Below are 16,946 nucleotides of genomic sequence, written 5' to 3'. Positions count from 1 at the left end.
CAATAATACCAAACAATCAACTTTGCCAAAGGTGCGAGCCGCACAGGCAAAAACTTTGGCAAAGTGCATAAGGGTTTAATTTTAGGCAGAAGCTTTGGTAACGGTTGTGGCAAAGAGCTTGAAAATCAGGGGTTGTATTATATTTAACAAAAACTTTAACATTATTTTAACATATGGGGGGGGGGGGGGGTAAATTCGTACTTTTGCTCTAAATTAATTTATAAAAAAAAAAAAATGTACAGAATTATTACCACTATTGCAGTGGCGTTTGCTACTATTACAGCGGTTAACGCCCAAGAGTTTAAAGTAGGAGCTAAAGCAGGATTGCTTCTTTCTGACCTTTCTATTGCTAATACTTCTATTCAATGGAGTGACGGAGGTACCTCATACTTAACAACTGGAGATATAAACACCACTCTCAAGGCGGGCTTTCACTTCGGAGGCTTTATAGAATACGGTTTTAACGACCGCTTGTTTGTAGAGGGAGGAATAGATTATGCTTTTCAAGGAGCTAAAGTGAAGTCGGGGGAAACTATGACGGTTAACCTTTCTACATATGATGTTAGCAACGAAAAGGAAAACCCAAATGGGACTTCTATCAGAACGCAACAGCTTAACATTCCTCTTTGGGTGAAGTATGATATTGCTGGTTTCCGTCCTAAAGTAGGGGTGAACTTAGGTTTCTTGACAAAGGCAGAGCTCAAAGGAAAAAATGAAGATGGCAATTCAGAAACTTTATCGTTAAATCCTAATAAAACATTCGACTTTGGACTCGGCGTGGGAGCTGAATACAATTTGCCTTTTGGTTTGTTCTTTGACGCTACTTTCAACTTAGGACTTACTGATGTTTCTACTAAAGAAAAAACAACTGAACAATTTCCTGCATTGGAAATGAGAAACCGTGTAATACAAATAGGAGTAGGGTATAAGTTTTAAAAGAATATTATTACTTAAAAGAAAAGACTGCTGTAAAAAGCAGTCTTTTTTTGTTAAAGTACCTATCAAGAGTTGAACAATTTGATTATAAATATAATTCTTTACTCGGTTATAGATTTCCGACTCACTTATGAGCCCCCGAACCCCCGAAGGGGGACAAGCCACAAATAGGGTAACTTGTTTGAAAAGAAACATTCTCTTCTCATATATTCCGCTTTTGCGGGGCACATACCCAGCTGTCGCTGGCTACCTTCAAAGGGAGAATCTAGTGACGGAAAAGCGACAAACGGGAAAAATAGCAAATTAGGAAATGAGAGAATTAGAAAATGGGGTAAATGCCAATAATACCAAACAATCAACTTTGCCAAAGGTGCGAGCCGCACAGGCAGTCGTAGCACGACGGGCAGAGAAAATTAGCAGATTAGAGAATTAGCAAATGGGGGAGAGTTGAGTCGTGCGGAAGGAAACGGAAAAGAACGGAAGAGAGCTGAGAGAAGTTTTGGTGAAAAAAGGGTGTAAGAGGGGTGGGGTTAGCTTATAGAGAGCTTATAGGAAGCTTATACGAATCTTGGACGATTGGTATAGAAAGGGTGTGTAAAAAATTGATTAATAGTATAATACAACAAGGCTAAAAATGTTAAAAACGGGGTTTCGAGGCGAAAGAAAAGGAATAGGCAATAGGCCTTAGGCCATAGGCACTAGGCGGGAGTGTGACGGGAAGGAGAATTAGCAAATTGGAAAATTGGGAAATTAGCAAATTTATGGGAGGAGTTTAATGGGAGTGTGGTGACGGGAAAAAATGATGAAACATCCCCCTATTCACATACTCCGCTATCGCGGACTTCCATTAAAAGGGGGAATATGACGACGGAAAAAAGGGAATGTGGTGGCGGGAAAGAGAAGAGATAATTAGGAAATTAGGAAATTTGAAAATGAGAAAATGGGGTGGTGTGGGGTCTTAGGGAATAGGCACTAGGGGGGAGTATGACGGAAAATCAAAAGGAACCTCCCCCTATCACATACTCCGTTCTCACGGACTTCCTCAGAGAGGGGGAATGTGGCGACGGAAAAGGGGGAATGTAGCGACGTGACAAGAGTCTGTATGGAGCGTTAAAAGAGCGTTAAAATATTTGCTATTAGTTGTCAGTTATTATTTGTTTTATATCTTTGCGCCCTAAAAGTAACATAAATGACTATTCAACAGATTCAGAATGAGCTTATTGAAGATTTTTCGCTGTTTGATGATTGGACGCAACGTTACGAATATCTGATAGAATTAGGCAAGTCGTTACCACTTATCGACGAAAAGTACAAGACGGAAGAGTACCTCATTAAAGGCTGTCAGAGTCAGGTGTGGTTACACGCCGAAGAGCAAGACGGTAAGCTTATCTTTACCGCCGATAGCGATGCGATTATCACCAAAGGGATTGTTGCTTTATTAGTGAAAGTGTTCTCTGACCAAACGGCTGAGGATATCCTAAAAGCGGATATGAGTTTTATTGACAAAATAGGACTGAAAGACCATCTATCTCCTACTCGTGCGAATGGGTTGGTGAGTATGATAGGACAAATGAGGGGATATGCTGCTAAGGTGTTAGGGAATAGATAAGAAGGAATACACCTGGCGGTGTAGAAATTAAACAAGTCTATTCAAATCAAACAGATATATCTTTATTAGATTTCTGAGGCGTTAGACTTATCTCTTTAAAAAGAAAAATTAAATGACTGAAGAAAGAAAGATAGAGCAATTGGGCGAGAAAATCGTTGAGGTGCTCAAAACGATATACGACCCTGAAATACCCGTAGATATTTACGAATTGGGGCTTGTTTATGACGTGTTTGTGAACGAAGACTTCGATGTAAAAATATTAATGACTCTCACTTCGCCTAACTGCCCCGTGGCAGAGTCTCTCCCAATGGAGGTGAAGGAAAAGGTACAAAGTATTGACGAAGTGCACGAAACGATTGTAGAACTCACTTTTGACCCGCCGTGGAATCAGGATATGATGAGTGAGGTGGCGAAACTTGAATTAGGATTTTTGTAAAAATTATAAATAAATCACTTATGAAAAGACTTTTATTTTCAACTTTACTATTGTCTTCAGTAGCTGTATTTGCTCAGGAAGACCAAACGAATGACGGTGTAGCACAAGACCCTACGGCAGCTCCAACAGAGGAAGCTCCTGCTCCTCGATGGACAAAGGGAGGTAACGCTTCACTGATGTTCTCGCAAGCCGCCTTCAACCACGATTGGACAGGAGGGGGAACTAACAACGTAGCAGCAAGCCTTGCGGTGAGCTATGCTTTTAACTACAAGAAAGACAAATGGGCGTGGGATAACAACGTATTTGTTGATTACGGGATTACTAAACTTGAAGGTGATGACTATTCAAGAAAAACTACTGACCGTTTTGAGGTGAACTCAGTACTCGGTTACCAATTGAACAACCCTCAGTGGTACTATTCATTCTTCTTGAACTTCAAAACACAAATGACCGATGGTTACAAATATGAGAGCACAGGTCGTACGCTCATAAACCAAATGCTTTCACCTGGATACTTACAATTTGGTCCTGGTATGTTGTGGAAGAAGAGCGATAACCTAAAAGTGAACTTGGCTCCTGCAACTTCTAAAATCACGACTGCTAAAAGCCGTTGGACAGAAACAGGTCCTTTCTACGGTGTTGAACAAGGAAAGAACATTCGTTATGAACTCGGTTTCTACTTGAACGGTTATGCTAAGTTTACTGTAATGGACAATGTGTCTTTCGAGAATATCCTCAGCTTGTACAGCAACTATCTCGACAAACCACAAAACGTAGACTTGGATTATACTGCAAACATTGTGATGACTATCAACAAGTACTTATCAGCTAACTTTACTTTCCAAGCTATCTACGACGACGCTGCTAAAGCCTTCCAAATTCGTGAAGTATTGGGCTTAGGAGTAAACTACAAGTTTTAGTGTGAGATGCGAGTCGCACACACAATTGTAGCACGTTAGCAATTAGTAAAAAATAGAGAAGGGACTACCTTAATGGTAGTCCTTTTTTGTTTTATTGTTGGGTGGTTGTGGATTGTTCAGAGGAAGCATTTGTAAGAGCTAAGATTGGTATTTAGAAAAATAGTAGTACCTTTGCCTTATACACTATTGCTGAATTAGAGAAGATTTGGAAAAACTTATTGCATACATACAAAAAACCGTTCCTGAGCTAAAAATACAGGAACAGATGCTTAGAGAGGCTTTCCAAAAAGAGAGCGTTGCTAAAGATGCCTTGTTGTTGGACTTCGGACAAGTGTGTGAGCATTATTACTTTGTAAACAAAGGAGCTCTTAGGATATTCTTTTACGATGAAGGAGAGGAATACACGAGCTGGATAGCTTTTGAAGATTACTTTTTTACAGAGCAAAATAGTTATATAAATTGCTTACCTTCTCGTTATGCTATTACAGCTATTGAAGAGACTGAGGTACTGAAAATACACAAACAACAAATGCTTTCACTTTTACAAGATAGCTATGAGTGGCAACAGTTCTTCATACAAAATGAGCAACAAACAATATTACGACTGATGGAAACTATTGAGCTTTTCCAAAGACAATCGGCTAAAGAGCGATATGAAGCTTTGTTCAGCTTTCCTGCCTTTATACAAAAAGTGAAACAAAAAGACCTTGCCACAATGCTCGGAATGACTAAATATTCTATCAGCAGACTAAAATCTTACAAGTAAAGAGAAGAAGTTGCCAAATAGCAACTTTTTTGTGTATTACTGTGCGTAATTTTGCATTTATAAAACAAATGTAAAATGAACCAAGAAGAACAATACAGTTTCAGTCCGCTGGATAGCTATCAGTGGATAAAGAAAGAGGCTTTTGCTTATATAAAAGCCCAACAATGGATAGATGAAGCGTTGTTTGAAGACTTTTTAAACGCTTTTGAAGATTATTTTAAGCACTCATTACAAAAAGCATCTCATCTTATCAAGAATGAGTTGGACGAAGGGAATGTGCAGTTTGCGGTTTTGGTAGTAGCTTTGTATGAAGCTTTTGTGAAGATAGGCAAGGACGGAAAAGAGGCTTTCAAATATGTGTGTCTTGCTATCAATGAGCCGATAGCTCCTTTTATGGAGCAAAACACAGAGGCTTTCTTAACAGCTTCGGAGCACCCTTTTAAGGCGATAGTGGAGATATCGAAAGCACGAGAAGCGTATTATTTTGGCAAGAGTTTTGGCTTTGAGCGTCTTATAGATGATGATTATGGTTATGTATTGCAAATTAAAAAGTGTTTGTTTCACGAAGTACTAAAAGCCCTTGAGCATACTTTTTTGCAAAGAATTATATGCCAAGTAGACTGCGGTTGGATAAAAGGCATTAAAACAGAGCTACACAACTTACATTTTGCACGACCCACTACTTTTGCTACGGGCAATACCTGCCAAATGTGGTTTATAAAAGAAGAAAAAACAGAAGATATACAATGACCCTAAACCTCGATTTCCTCAGTCAGTATTTTACTGAAGTACATTTTGATAAAGATGCCCTCATCACCCGTGCAGGCGACGTGGAGCACTCGCTCTATTACCTCAGCGAGGGTATCGTGCGCTTTTTCTACTACAACCCCACAACCGACAAGGAAACGACGGTGGATATTCTTTTTGCTGAGCAGTTTTTTATGTCGTATGCCTCGTTTGTAAAGCGTGAACCTTCTCTCTTCTCTATTCAAGCGCTCAAAGAGGTTACTGCCTATAAAATAGGGCGTGAACACCTGGAACACCTCATAGAACAGCAAGAATACTTACAAATAAAAGCTGATATTTTGGAGCATCTGCTGATTGAGAAAATGCAACGAGAGGCGCAATTCTTATTGCAATCACCGGAGGAGATTTACTGCAATCTATTGGAAAAAGACCCTAAACTTATCCAAAATATTCCGCTGAAATATATTGCTTCTTATATTGGCATCACTCCCCAAGCGCTGAGCAGAATTAGGAAAAGAATATTTTAATGGTTGATTATCGTTATTTTATTTTAGTAAAGTATAGCATTACTAAGCTATTTTGGCTTTGTGTGCTGTAGGAGAACTTGGTGTTATTATCTGAAAAGACAAACGACAAGTCTACTTAGTTTTGAGGATTGGTTACGTTATAATATTTGCCACCCTTTTTTGCCTAGTAAAATGAATAAAGTTGTGGCAAGGAGCGCTGAAAAAATAAGTTTTTTCATAGAATTGTTATTTTAATGTGCCACACACACATAACAAATTATCCTTTGTCAAATGTTCTTTGTTAATTACTTTTACATTCTTTCTATATTTTTCGTTACCACTTTCTTTTTATTTTGTTGTTTATCAAACAGCTACATTTTTACTTATCTATATTTTCACTATCCAATGTTTTTAGTATATCTTTAACGTTTTATCTTTGCGGCAGAATTAGGTATCAGGTCTCAGGTGTCAGGCACAAACTCTTACCTCTTACCTCTTAACTTTTAACTAAGATGAAAGGAAAACAAAGAACTTTATTAAACAGTATTGGCAAGCTCGCCTTGCTACTACTTTTTAGCTTGCTTTCTACCGCCCTTTCTGCCCAAAACAAAAAGATTAGCGGAAAGGTAATCGATGAAAAACACCAGCCCGTACTGGGGGCATCGGTGGTGGTGAAAGGCACTACTAAGGGTACTACTACCGATTTCGATGGGAATTTCACGATAGATGTACCTGCTAAAGCCACGCTATCGGTCTCATTTATAGGGTATCACACCCAAAATGTAGCGGTAGGCAACCAAAACCAACTCACTATCGTGCTCAAAGAAGAACAAGAGCAGTTAGACGAAGTGGTGGTGGTAGGCTATGGTACCGTCCGCAAGAAAGACCTTACGGGGGCTGTCTCTTCGGTGTCTAACAAAGCCCTCAAGGAGAAACCTATTGCCAACGCAGGGGAAGCGCTTCAAGGGCGTGCTGCTGGGGTGCAAGTAACCTCGGCGGGAAAACCTGGCGACAACGTGTCATTTCGCATTCGCGGTATTAGCACGATTAACAATAGCGAACCGCTACTGGTTATCGATGGTGTACCTACCGACCTCGGTATCAACGCGCTCAACGTAGATGATATAGAAAATATCGATGTGCTAAAAGATGCTTCGGCAACAGCGATTTACGGTTCTCGCGGTGCCAATGGGGTGGTGCTCATCACTACCAAAAAAGGAAAAAATGGCGACGGCAAACTGTCGTTTAGCACCAATGTAGCTCTTCAACAAGCTACCAACTTACCCGTGATGCTCAATGCCCGTGAGTTTGCTTCTTTTCACAACGAAATGATTGCCAACTACAACCGCACCCCTGGGGTGAGTCCGCTTACACAACGTCCTGATTTCGCCAATCCTGAAGACTGGGGGGAAGGCACCAACTGGCTCAAAGCGCTTTTCCGTCCTGCTTTTATGCGTAATTATTCGCTTTCTTATTCAGGCGGTAACGACAAAAGCAATTATTACGTATCAGCTGGGGTGTTCGACCAAGATGGGATTATCCTCAACACTTCTTACCGCCGTTATACAGTGCAGTTCAATGGTGAATCGCGCGTAAAACCGTGGATTAAGTTTGGCAACAACCTCACTCTCAGCCACGACGAAAAGAAATCGGGCGACTACAACATCCGTATGGCAATGGCTTCTTTGCCTACACAGCCTATTTACAATGAAGACGGTAGCTACTCAGGTCCTGATTCGCCTGCCCATCAGTACAGCGATATCCGCAACGTGGTCGGTACCGCTCTTATCAACGGACAAAACACTACCAAAGGCTATAACATTTTGGGGAATATTTTTGCCGAGATTACCCCTGTGAAACATTTAGTATTCAAAACTACTGGAGGTCTTGATTTTAAATATTGGGACAATCGTAGTTTCTCCCCTAAATACAACTGGAAACCTATACCCAATCCGCTCTCTAACCTCTACCAAGATGCTAACAAGAGTACTACCCTCCTCTGGGATAACACACTCACCTACACCAATACCTTTGCTCAAAAGCACTTCCTCAATGTGATGGTGGGTACGAGTGCGCAAAACAACGTGTATAGCAAAATCAATGCGAGTGTGAGCAATTTCTTGAGCGACCAGCAAAACCAACTCAGCAAGGGATTAGAAAACCCTACGGTAGGCGGCACAATGAACGATTGGGCTATCCTCTCTTTCATCGGGCGACTCAACTATACGTATGCTGATAAGTACTTGCTCACTGCTACAGTGCGTCGCGATGGTTCTTCGCGTTTCTCCAAAGAAAATCGTTGGGGTACTTTCCCTTCTTTCTCTTTGGCGTGGCGTCCATCAAATGAGTCTTTCTTCCCTAAAAACGACTATGTAAACGATGTGAAATTGCGCGTGGGTTACGGTATGACGGGTAACCAAGGCGGTATCGACAACTATGCTTATTTCACCAAATTGCGCACAGGGCAATATGTGTTCAACAACAACCTCGTTTCTACCCTTTATCCTCACGTGATGCCTAACCCTAATGTGAAATGGGAAACCGTAGAGCAATTCAACGGGGGTATTGACCTCGCGCTACTCAAAAACCGCTTGAACCTCACTTTCGATGCTTATATCAAAAACACCAGCGATATGTTAGTGCCAATGGCAGTATCGGTAAGTTCTGGTTATTCGGATATCAATGTGCCGAGTATCAATGCTGGTAAAGTGGAAAACAAAGGAGTAGAGCTTACTGTATCATCAGTGAATGTGAATAAAAAGGACTTCCAATGGAATACTGATGTAAATGTATCGTTCAACCGTAATAAAATCGTGAAAATGAACGACGGTGTGCCTTTGTTTACTGGTTTTGAGGCGTTCCTCACCAAATTGCAAATCCTCTCCGAGGGTCACCCTGTGAACTCCTTCTATGGCTATGTAATGAACGGACTTTTCCAAAACCAAACAGAGGTAGACAACTATGCTACTCAAGTGGAAAATGGTACTGCCCCTGGTGATGTGAAGTTCCGAGACCTCAACAACGATGGGGTTATCAATGCTGAAGACCGTACCTATATCGGTAATCCGTTCCCTGAATGGACGTTCTCTATGAACAACAATTTCAACTACAAGAATATTGATTTACAAATATTTTTACAAGGTGTAGCAGGCAATGATATCTACAATGCCAATCGTATATGGCAAGAGGGTATGTCGGTGCCACAAAACCAAATTGCTAAGGTAAAAGATCGCTGGACAGGCGAAGGTACTAGCAACAGCATTCCGCGTGCTATCTATGGCGACCCTAACCAAAATGCCCGTCACTCAACCCGCTTTGTAGAAGATGGTTCGTATTTGCGCATCAAAAATGTAACCTTGGGGTATACACTTCCTAAAGAGGTTACTCAAAAATTCCACACCGATATGTTGCGCATATATCTGTCTTGCCAAAACCTCTATACTTTCACCAAATACAGCGGTATGGATCCCGAAGTAGGTACTGGTGGCGTTGATAGCGGTACTTATCCTGTAACTCGCACAGTTAGCTTTGGATTAAACGTGCAGTTTTAGGTTTTAGGTGTCAGGTATCAGGTGTCAGGTAATAAAATATAACACAATTATAAACCAAAAAAATTACCCCTATACAGCCTTTGTGGCTTTCCCCCTCTCCTTGGGAGAGGGGGAACGGGGGAGAGGAATCAATACTATGAAAAAGATATTATACATCACCCTATTAGCATTTCCGCTCTTCACGGCTTGCTCTAAATTCTTAGACAAGACCCCTTACGAAGATTCAAGTGCTGAAAACATAAGCGATGCGGCATCGGCAATTGCCCTTACCAATTCGGCTTATAAACCTTTGCAACGCTCTAACCTCTACAATATGCGCCTCTGGACGCTCGACATCGTAGCAGGTAACAGCATCGTAGGCGCTGGAGGTGGTAACGACGGACTCGAGACTATCACTCTTTCCAACTTCAACGCAACTGCCGATAACCCTTTGGCGCTCGAAATATGGCGCGGTTGTAACCCTGGTATTCTCTATTGCAATACGGCTCTAAAAGCTTTGCCTTCTGCCAATATTCCTGAGGATATCAAAAACCGCTGTATCGGTGAAGCCAAATTCCTCCGCGCGCACTACTATTTCCTTTTGGTGCAACTCTTTGGCGATGTACCTCTTCAGCTCGACCCTAAAGAGAGTTTGACTAACAAAACGCCTTTCCGCCAAAGCAAAATGAAGATATACAACGAGGTGATTATCCTCGACCTCAGAGAGGCTTTCAACCTATTGCCTACACGCGAGCAATATAGCAATGCCGATAAAGGTCGCGCCACCAAAGGTGCTGCTGCGGGTATGCTCGCCAAAGTATACCTCACTTTGGGCAGATATAGCGAAGCTCTTGAAATGTGCAACGCTGTCGAAAACCTCGGTTATACCCTCAATCCTGATTATTCCGATTGCTTTGGCGCTGCCGAACGCAACAAAAACACTGCCGAGTCTATCTTTGAAATTCAGTATTACGGACTTACCAAAGATGATTTTTGGGGCGAAGAAAACCAAGCCTCTTGGCTCAGTACCTTTATGGGTCCTCGCAACAGTGGTTGGGTAGGCGGTGCTTATGGGTGGAATCAGCCTACACAAGAGTTTGTAGACCAATATGAGGCTGGCGACCTCCGCAAGGATAAGACGATTCTCTATGAGGGTTGTCCTAATTTTGAGGGGAATGCGTACCGCGCTTCAATGTCTAACACGGGCTACAATGTGCGCAAGTTTTTAGTGCCTCTAAGTCAGTCGCCCGATTTCAATACCAACCCTGCCAACTTTGTAGCACTCCGCTTTGCCGATGTACTCTTAATGAAAGCTGAAGCTCTCAACGAATTGGGTCGCACTACGGAAGCTGAAGTGCCTTTGTACAAAGTGCGCACTCGTGCGGGTCTTACTCGTCGTGCCGATATAGAGAACCTCACCCAAGCGCAAATGCGTGAGAAAATACGCCACGAACGCCGTATAGAACTCGCTTTTGAAGGGCATCGTTGGTTTGATATGATTCGCTGGGACAACGGTCAGTATGCACTCAATTTCTTACACTCTATAGGCAAAACCAACGCCCGCGAGAAACACCTGCTCTTGCCTGTCCCTCAAAAAGACATCGATGCCAACCCCAACCTTACCCAAAACCCTGGTTGGTAGTGCGAGCCGCACAGGCAATTAAAACAAATTACTTAATTAACAAATAAAAACAATTTTACCCTTGTCGCTTTTGCAGCTTCCCTCCCCCTCGCCTTCGGAGAGGGAGAGAACGGAGGGGGTGAGGAACAAACTAATATGAAACCATACCATTTATACATCGCCTTCCTCTTACTGCTCCTTACGGGATGCAAAAAAGAGGACTATATGGAGCTCTTCAAAGAGGGAAAACCCTTTGAATTGAAAGCTCCTAAAGAAAATGTAGCCTTAGACGCTGCCAACCCCGAACAAGAAGCGATCAAGTTCACTTGGACGGCAGCTTCTAATTACGGCACTAATGCCGCTATCACCTATACTTTCCAAATGGATGTGCAAGGCAATAACTTTGCGAGAGGTATCAGCGAGAATGTAGGTCGTGAAGCCTATGAGAGAGTGTATAAAAACGAGGAACTCAACAACCTCTTGCTCAATACTTTCAAGGTTGCGGCAGACACCGAAGTTACGATGGAAGTACGTATCATTGCCCAAGTAGCCTCTGGCGAGGGAATGAAACAACATACCAACGTGAAGACGGTAGTGTTCAAAACGCATACCCCTATCAGCAATACGTTGTATATCATTGGTAGCGCAGCCCCTCACGGTTGGAGTGCCGATCAAGCCGAAGAGATGAAACCTGTTGAGGGTACTCCTAAAGCCTTTGCGTGGTCAGGACGATTGGCTGCTGGCGAACTCAAGTTCATCACTACCAAAGGTCAGTTTATACCATCGTATGGCAAAGGCAGCAATAATAGTGAGTTGCACTTCCGCAAAACCGATGCCGACAATAGTGATGAGAAATTTACAATTGCCGAAAGTGGTGTCTATACCGTAAAAGTAAACCTCATCAATCTCACCATAAGCATCACCAAAGGTGAAGCGCCTGAATATACCGAGTTGTGGTTCGTAGGTGAACCTACCGGGTGGAGCTTCAAGAAAATGACCGTAGACCCTACCGACCCATTTGTGTTCCACTACAATGCCGATTTAGGCAACGGAGGTGAGTTCAAAATAGGTACTAAAGAAGGCGATTGGTTAGCAGTATTTTTCCGTCCGAAAGAAAATAATACGGCTGAAGGTAGCGACCTCCCTGTGAAGAAATGGTCAGGCGACCCCGATTACAAATGGAAAATTGCAGCGGGTACTTACAAGATTTCCCTCAACACCCGTACGATGAAGATTGACATTGTGCCTTTCACTCCTTATGCAGGAATGTATATGATTGGTAGTGCCACCGATGCGGGTTGGGATATCAACAATCCTATCGCAATGACTGTTGATAACAGCAATCCTAATGTCTTTACGTGGGAAGGCGACTTGAAAGCGGGCGAACTCAAATTCTCTTGCGACAAGAAAAGCGATTGGGGTGGCGACTGGTTCTTAGCTGCTAAAGCTGATAAAGCACCCGCCGGTGTAGAAGAACCGATGATTTTCAGCGCCCACGGCTCTAACCCTGATAACAAGTGGAAAATCAGCGAGGCAGGCACCTACAAAATCACCCTCAACCAACTCACCCAAAGGGTGATTATTAAAAAACAGTAATTCTTTATACGTGTTAAACAACCCTCTTTCCTCCCTTTCGGAAGATTGTCAGCAATTCGGGAGTAGAATTTAATCCCTTTTGCGGATTCCCTCCCCCTCCCTTTCGGGGAGGGGGAGAACGGAGGGGGAGAGGATAAAATCAATTAAAATGAAAGTTTTATATACTCTATTCTTCGCCACTACGCTCAGCCTCTTCTCTTGCGAGAAGAACGATACGCCTAGCAACAACCCTATTACATTCGGCGAAACTTATTTGAAAATAGATATCAGCACCGATAAGGCGGTCTATACCCCTGGTAGCACGGTGCGTTTCACCTTGGCGAGTATGCCCTCTGGTTCCTACAAAGTGCGTTACTCTCACTTAGGCGAAATCATTAAAGAAGAACCTCTTACCAGCGCCTCTTGGCAATGGGTAACCCCTGCCGATGACTATCGAGGTTATTTGGTGGAAATATACCAAGAAGCAGGCGGTAAACAAAATACTTACGGCAGTATCGCTGTGGATGTATCTTCCGATTGGACAAAATTTCCTCGTTATGGCTTCTTGTCCTCTTACGGTAAAAACGAGCCTATCGAGAAGAATATTGACTTTATGAACCGGTGTCATATCAACGGCATTCAGTTCTACGACTGGATGTACGACCATCACAAACCGCTGGCTGGCACCCCTCAAAACCCTGCTAATGAGTGGCCAGACCTCTTCAAACGTCCCACTTTTCTTTCTACTGTAGGTGGCTATATCAGCGCTGCTCATAGCAAGGGTATGAAAGCAATGTTCTACAATTTAGCTTTTGGGGCGCTCAAAAATGCCGAAGCTGATGGCGTTGCCAAAGAGTGGTTCCTCTACAAAGACAATCAGCATAAAGAGAAAGACGCTCATATCTTAGGCGACTTTGCCCGCAGTAGTATCTACCTCACCAACCCTGGTAATGCGCACTGGCAAAACTACTTAGCAGGGCGCAACAGCGATGTCTATGCCGTTTTTGATTTCGATGGCTATCACATCGACCAACTCGGGGGACGTGGCACGGTGTACAATTACAATGGCAATAGCATAGACCTCTTGCCTCAATACGCTTCATTTATCAATGCAATGAAAACAGCACACCCTAACAAACGCCTTGTGATGAACGCGGTAGGGCAATACGGTCAAACTGAAATAGCAGGCACTAATAAAGTGGATTTTCTATATACTGAAGTATGGGACGAAAAAACCTACGACCAGTTAGCTCGCATTATCCTCGATAACTACAATCGTAGCAACAACCAACTTAAAACCGTTTTGGCTGCCTATATGGATTATGAAAAATCTAAGAATGCAGGTTTTGTAAACGAACCTGGCGTATTGCTCGCCAATGCTGTGATTTTTGCCTTCGGAGGGGCTCATTTAGAGATAGGCGAACACTACCTCGCCAATGAATATTTCCCTAACAAAAACCTCCAAATGAAAGCCGACCTCAAAAAAGCGCTCATTACCTACTACGATTTCTTGGTGGCTTACCAAAACCTATTGCGTGACGGCGGTAGTTATACCTCAGCGCAGGTAACTGCCGAAAATGCAACCATAGCGGCTTGGCCTGCAGCCAAAGACCAAATTGCTTGTGTGAGCAAAAAGGTAAATAGCAAAGAAGTGGTGCATCTTATCAATTTCAACGGGGTAACCTCTATGGACTGGCGTGATACTAACGGTACTCAAAAGAAACCTACCACAGTAACCGACCTTAAAACTACTGTTACTGTAACCGCACAACCCAAAAAAGTGTGGTTCGCCAGCCCCGACCTCTTTGGCGGTGCTCCTCGTGCCGTAGAATTTACCTATAACAACAACCAAATTACCTTCACCCTCCCCTCCCTCAGCTATTGGGATATGGTGGTGATAGAGTATTAATCCCCTCCCCAATCTCTCCCCCAAGGGGAGGGGCTTGTAGGACAGCACTTTAACTAACAAAATGAATTTTAATAAAAACACCCTTTCTGCATCTTGCCTCCCTCTCTTTCGGAGAGGGGGAACGGGGGTGAGGATTTTAATATGAGATTTCTTACTTTCATAACAATAACTATCCTCTCCTGTGCTACTGCTGTAGCGCAGGAGTTATTTTCGCCTAACAAAGCGCTGAAACTCTCTTTTTCGCTCAGCGCGGAAGGTACTCCTGTCTATTCGCTTTTTTACAAGGGAAAAGAAGTAGTTAAACCGAGTAGATTAGGTATTGAACTATTTAGCTCCAATGAAGTGAAATTTGGCGCTGAAATCACCAAAAAAGAGGGGGTAAACACCTCTCTCTACCATAATTTTGAAGTGGTAAATACCCAAAATACAACCGTTGATGAAACTTGGCAACCCGTATGGGGCGAAAGCCAAAACATTCGCAACCACTACAACGAGCTATTGGTGAGCCTCAAACAGAAGGACACGCACCGAGAAATGAACCTGCGTTTTAGATTGTTTGACGACGGATTGGGCTTCCGCTATGAGTTCCCCGAACAAAAACAAATGCCTTACTTTGTGATAAAAGAAGAACGCACCGAGTTTGCAATGACGGGTGATCACCAAGCGTGGTGGATACCAGGGGATTATGATACCCAAGAGTACGACTACCAGCAATCGCGCCTCTCCGAAATACGCGCTATCAACCAAAAAAGGCGTCAGGCGAATTTAGCACAAACAGGATTTTCGGATACAGGTGTACAAACTGCTTTAATGCTCAAAACTGACGATGGGCTCTACATCAACCTGCACGAAGCTGCTTTAGTAAACTACGGGGCGATGCACCTCAACCTCAACGATAAGACCTTCGTGTTCCAATCGTGGATTACCCCCGATGCCAACGGCGCCAAAGGTTATATGCAAACCCCTGCCCAAACGCCTTGGCGTACGGTAATTGTAAGCGATGATGCCCGCGACATTTTGGCTTCGGATATCACCCTCAACCTCAACGAACCTTGTGCTTTGGCTGATACTTCGTGGATTCACCCGATGAAGTACGTAGGGGTATGGTGGGAAATGATTACCGGTATGAAAGAATGGTCGTATACTTACGATGTACCCAGTGTGCATATCGGTAAAACCGATTACACTACCCTCAAACCCCACGGCAAGCACGGGGCTACTACCGAAAATGTGAAGAAATATATTGACTTTGCTGCCGAAAACGGTTTTGATGGCGTACTGGTAGAAGGTTGGAACATCGGGTGGGAAGATTGGTTTGGACACTCTAAAGATTTGGTATTCGACTTCCAAACACCTTACCCCGATTTTGATATTGAAGCTATTCACCAATACGCCAAAAGCAAGGGAATTAAGATGATTATGCACCACGAAACCTCCTCGTCTATCCGCAACTACGAGCGTTTTATGGACAAAGCCTATCAGCTGATGAACCAATACGAATACCCTGCCGTAAAAAGCGGTTATGTGGGCAATATCATTCCGCGAGGCGAAAACCATTACAGTCAGTGGGTGAATAATCACTACCTTTATGCTATTAAAAAAGCCGCCGACTACCGCATTATGGTGAATGCGCACGAGGCAGTGCGCCCTACGGGTTTGTGTCGCACCTATCCTAACCTCATAGGCAACGAGTCGGCACGCGGAGGTGAGTACCAAGCCTTTGGCGGCAGCAAGCCTAATCACGTGTGTGTGTTGCCCTTCACCCGACTCATTGGCGGACCAATGGACTATACCCCTGGGGTGTTTGAAATGGACATCAGCAAGAACAACCCCAACAATCATTCACACTGCAATGCTACTTTAGCGAACCAATTGGCATTGTACGTAACGATGAGCAGTCCGCTGCAAATGGCATCCGACCTTCCTGAGAACTACCGCCGTTTTCCCGATGCTTTTCAGTTTATCAAAGAGGTTGCTCTCGATTGGAGCGAAAGTCACTATTTAGAAGCCGAACCAGGGGCTTATATCACTGTGGCACGCAAAGCCAAAGGCACTCGCAATTGGTTTATAGGCAATACTGCCAGCAAGGATTTTACCTCCAAGATTCATTTCAGTTTCTTAGAACCCAAAACTACTTATGTAGCCACTATCTACGCTGATGCCAAAGATGCCAACTACAAAACCAATCCACAAGCCTATACCATTCAGAAAATATTGGTAACCAACAAGAGCAAACTCACCCTGCACTCAGTAGCAGGCGGGGGTTATGCCATTAGCTTGTTCCCCCTCACTGATAAGGCACAAGCCAAAGGATTAAAAAAACGATAGCAATTACAGTAATAATAGTGAAATAGAAATCTGTCCGAAAAGTTTTGTTTTGTGAAGGCGATT

Annotated in this window: 13 protein-coding genes; all 13 read left to right on the top strand. The window is 43.2% G+C overall.

The window, feature by feature from the left end; all coding sequences use genetic code 11:
* The first annotated feature begins 234 nt into the window (after positions 1 to 234).
* On the top strand, positions 235 to 936 hold the full coding sequence (locus tag COCH_RS04715; RefSeq protein ID WP_015782163.1) for a porin family protein: 702 nt from the start codon (positions 235 to 237) through the stop codon (positions 934 to 936).
* 310 nt (positions 937 to 1,246) lie between these two features.
* Positions 1,247 to 1,369, top strand: a complete 123-nt coding sequence (locus COCH_RS12585) for a hypothetical protein (protein WP_262481560.1) — start codon at positions 1,247 to 1,249, stop codon at positions 1,367 to 1,369.
* A 756-nt stretch (positions 1,370 to 2,125) separates the two neighbouring features.
* Positions 2,126 to 2,545: a SufE family protein gene (locus COCH_RS04710; protein WP_015782162.1), complete on the top strand. Its 420-nt coding sequence runs from the start codon at positions 2,126 to 2,128 to the stop codon at positions 2,543 to 2,545.
* A gap of 112 nt (positions 2,546 to 2,657) precedes the next feature.
* A complete protein-coding gene (locus COCH_RS04705) occupies positions 2,658 to 2,981 on the top strand; it encodes an iron-sulfur cluster assembly protein (protein WP_002674499.1) in 324 nt (107 codons plus the stop codon).
* A 20-nt stretch (positions 2,982 to 3,001) separates the two neighbouring features.
* A complete protein-coding gene (locus COCH_RS04700; protein ID WP_015782161.1) occupies positions 3,002 to 3,901 on the top strand; it encodes a DUF3078 domain-containing protein in 900 nt (299 codons plus the stop codon).
* Between the two features lie 205 nt (positions 3,902 to 4,106).
* Positions 4,107 to 4,667, top strand: a complete 561-nt coding sequence (locus COCH_RS04695) for a Crp/Fnr family transcriptional regulator (protein ID WP_041546694.1) — start codon at positions 4,107 to 4,109, stop codon at positions 4,665 to 4,667.
* Positions 4,668 to 4,742: 75 nt separating this feature from the next.
* The gene (locus tag COCH_RS04690) at positions 4,743 to 5,417 is read left to right on the top strand and encodes an L-2-amino-thiazoline-4-carboxylic acid hydrolase (RefSeq protein WP_015782159.1); all 675 of its coding nucleotides are present in this window, start codon (positions 4,743 to 4,745) and stop codon (positions 5,415 to 5,417) included.
* Positions 5,414 to 5,941 (top strand): Crp/Fnr family transcriptional regulator, encoded by a 528-nt coding sequence (locus tag COCH_RS04685; protein WP_015782158.1) that lies wholly within the window; start codon positions 5,414 to 5,416, stop codon positions 5,939 to 5,941. The genes COCH_RS04690 and COCH_RS04685 overlap by 4 nt, the downstream gene beginning before the upstream one ends.
* A gap of 491 nt (positions 5,942 to 6,432) precedes the next feature.
* Positions 6,433 to 9,471: a SusC/RagA family TonB-linked outer membrane protein gene (locus COCH_RS04680; RefSeq protein ID WP_015782157.1), complete on the top strand. Its 3,039-nt coding sequence runs from the start codon at positions 6,433 to 6,435 to the stop codon at positions 9,469 to 9,471.
* Between the two features lie 136 nt (positions 9,472 to 9,607).
* A complete protein-coding gene (locus tag COCH_RS04675; protein WP_015782156.1) occupies positions 9,608 to 11,092 on the top strand; it encodes a RagB/SusD family nutrient uptake outer membrane protein in 1,485 nt (494 codons plus the stop codon).
* A 135-nt stretch (positions 11,093 to 11,227) separates the two neighbouring features.
* Positions 11,228 to 12,667, top strand: a complete 1,440-nt coding sequence (locus COCH_RS04670) for a SusF/SusE family outer membrane protein (RefSeq protein WP_015782155.1) — start codon at positions 11,228 to 11,230, stop codon at positions 12,665 to 12,667.
* Positions 12,668 to 12,815: 148 nt separating this feature from the next.
* Entirely contained in the window at positions 12,816 to 14,555 is a 1,740-nt protein-coding gene (locus COCH_RS04665; RefSeq protein WP_015782154.1) for an endo-dextranase, read from the top strand.
* A gap of 141 nt (positions 14,556 to 14,696) precedes the next feature.
* Positions 14,697 to 16,883 (top strand): glycoside hydrolase family 97 protein, encoded by a 2,187-nt coding sequence (locus COCH_RS04660; RefSeq protein ID WP_015782153.1) that lies wholly within the window; start codon positions 14,697 to 14,699, stop codon positions 16,881 to 16,883.
* Positions 16,884 to 16,946: the final 63 nt, after the last annotated feature.

The sequence above is a fragment of the Capnocytophaga ochracea DSM 7271 genome, assembly GCF_000023285.1.
Lineage (GTDB): Bacteria > Bacteroidota > Bacteroidia > Flavobacteriales > Flavobacteriaceae > Capnocytophaga > Capnocytophaga ochracea.
Note: the sequence above shows the minus strand (reverse complement) of the source record. Positions and strands in the feature narration are given on the sequence as shown.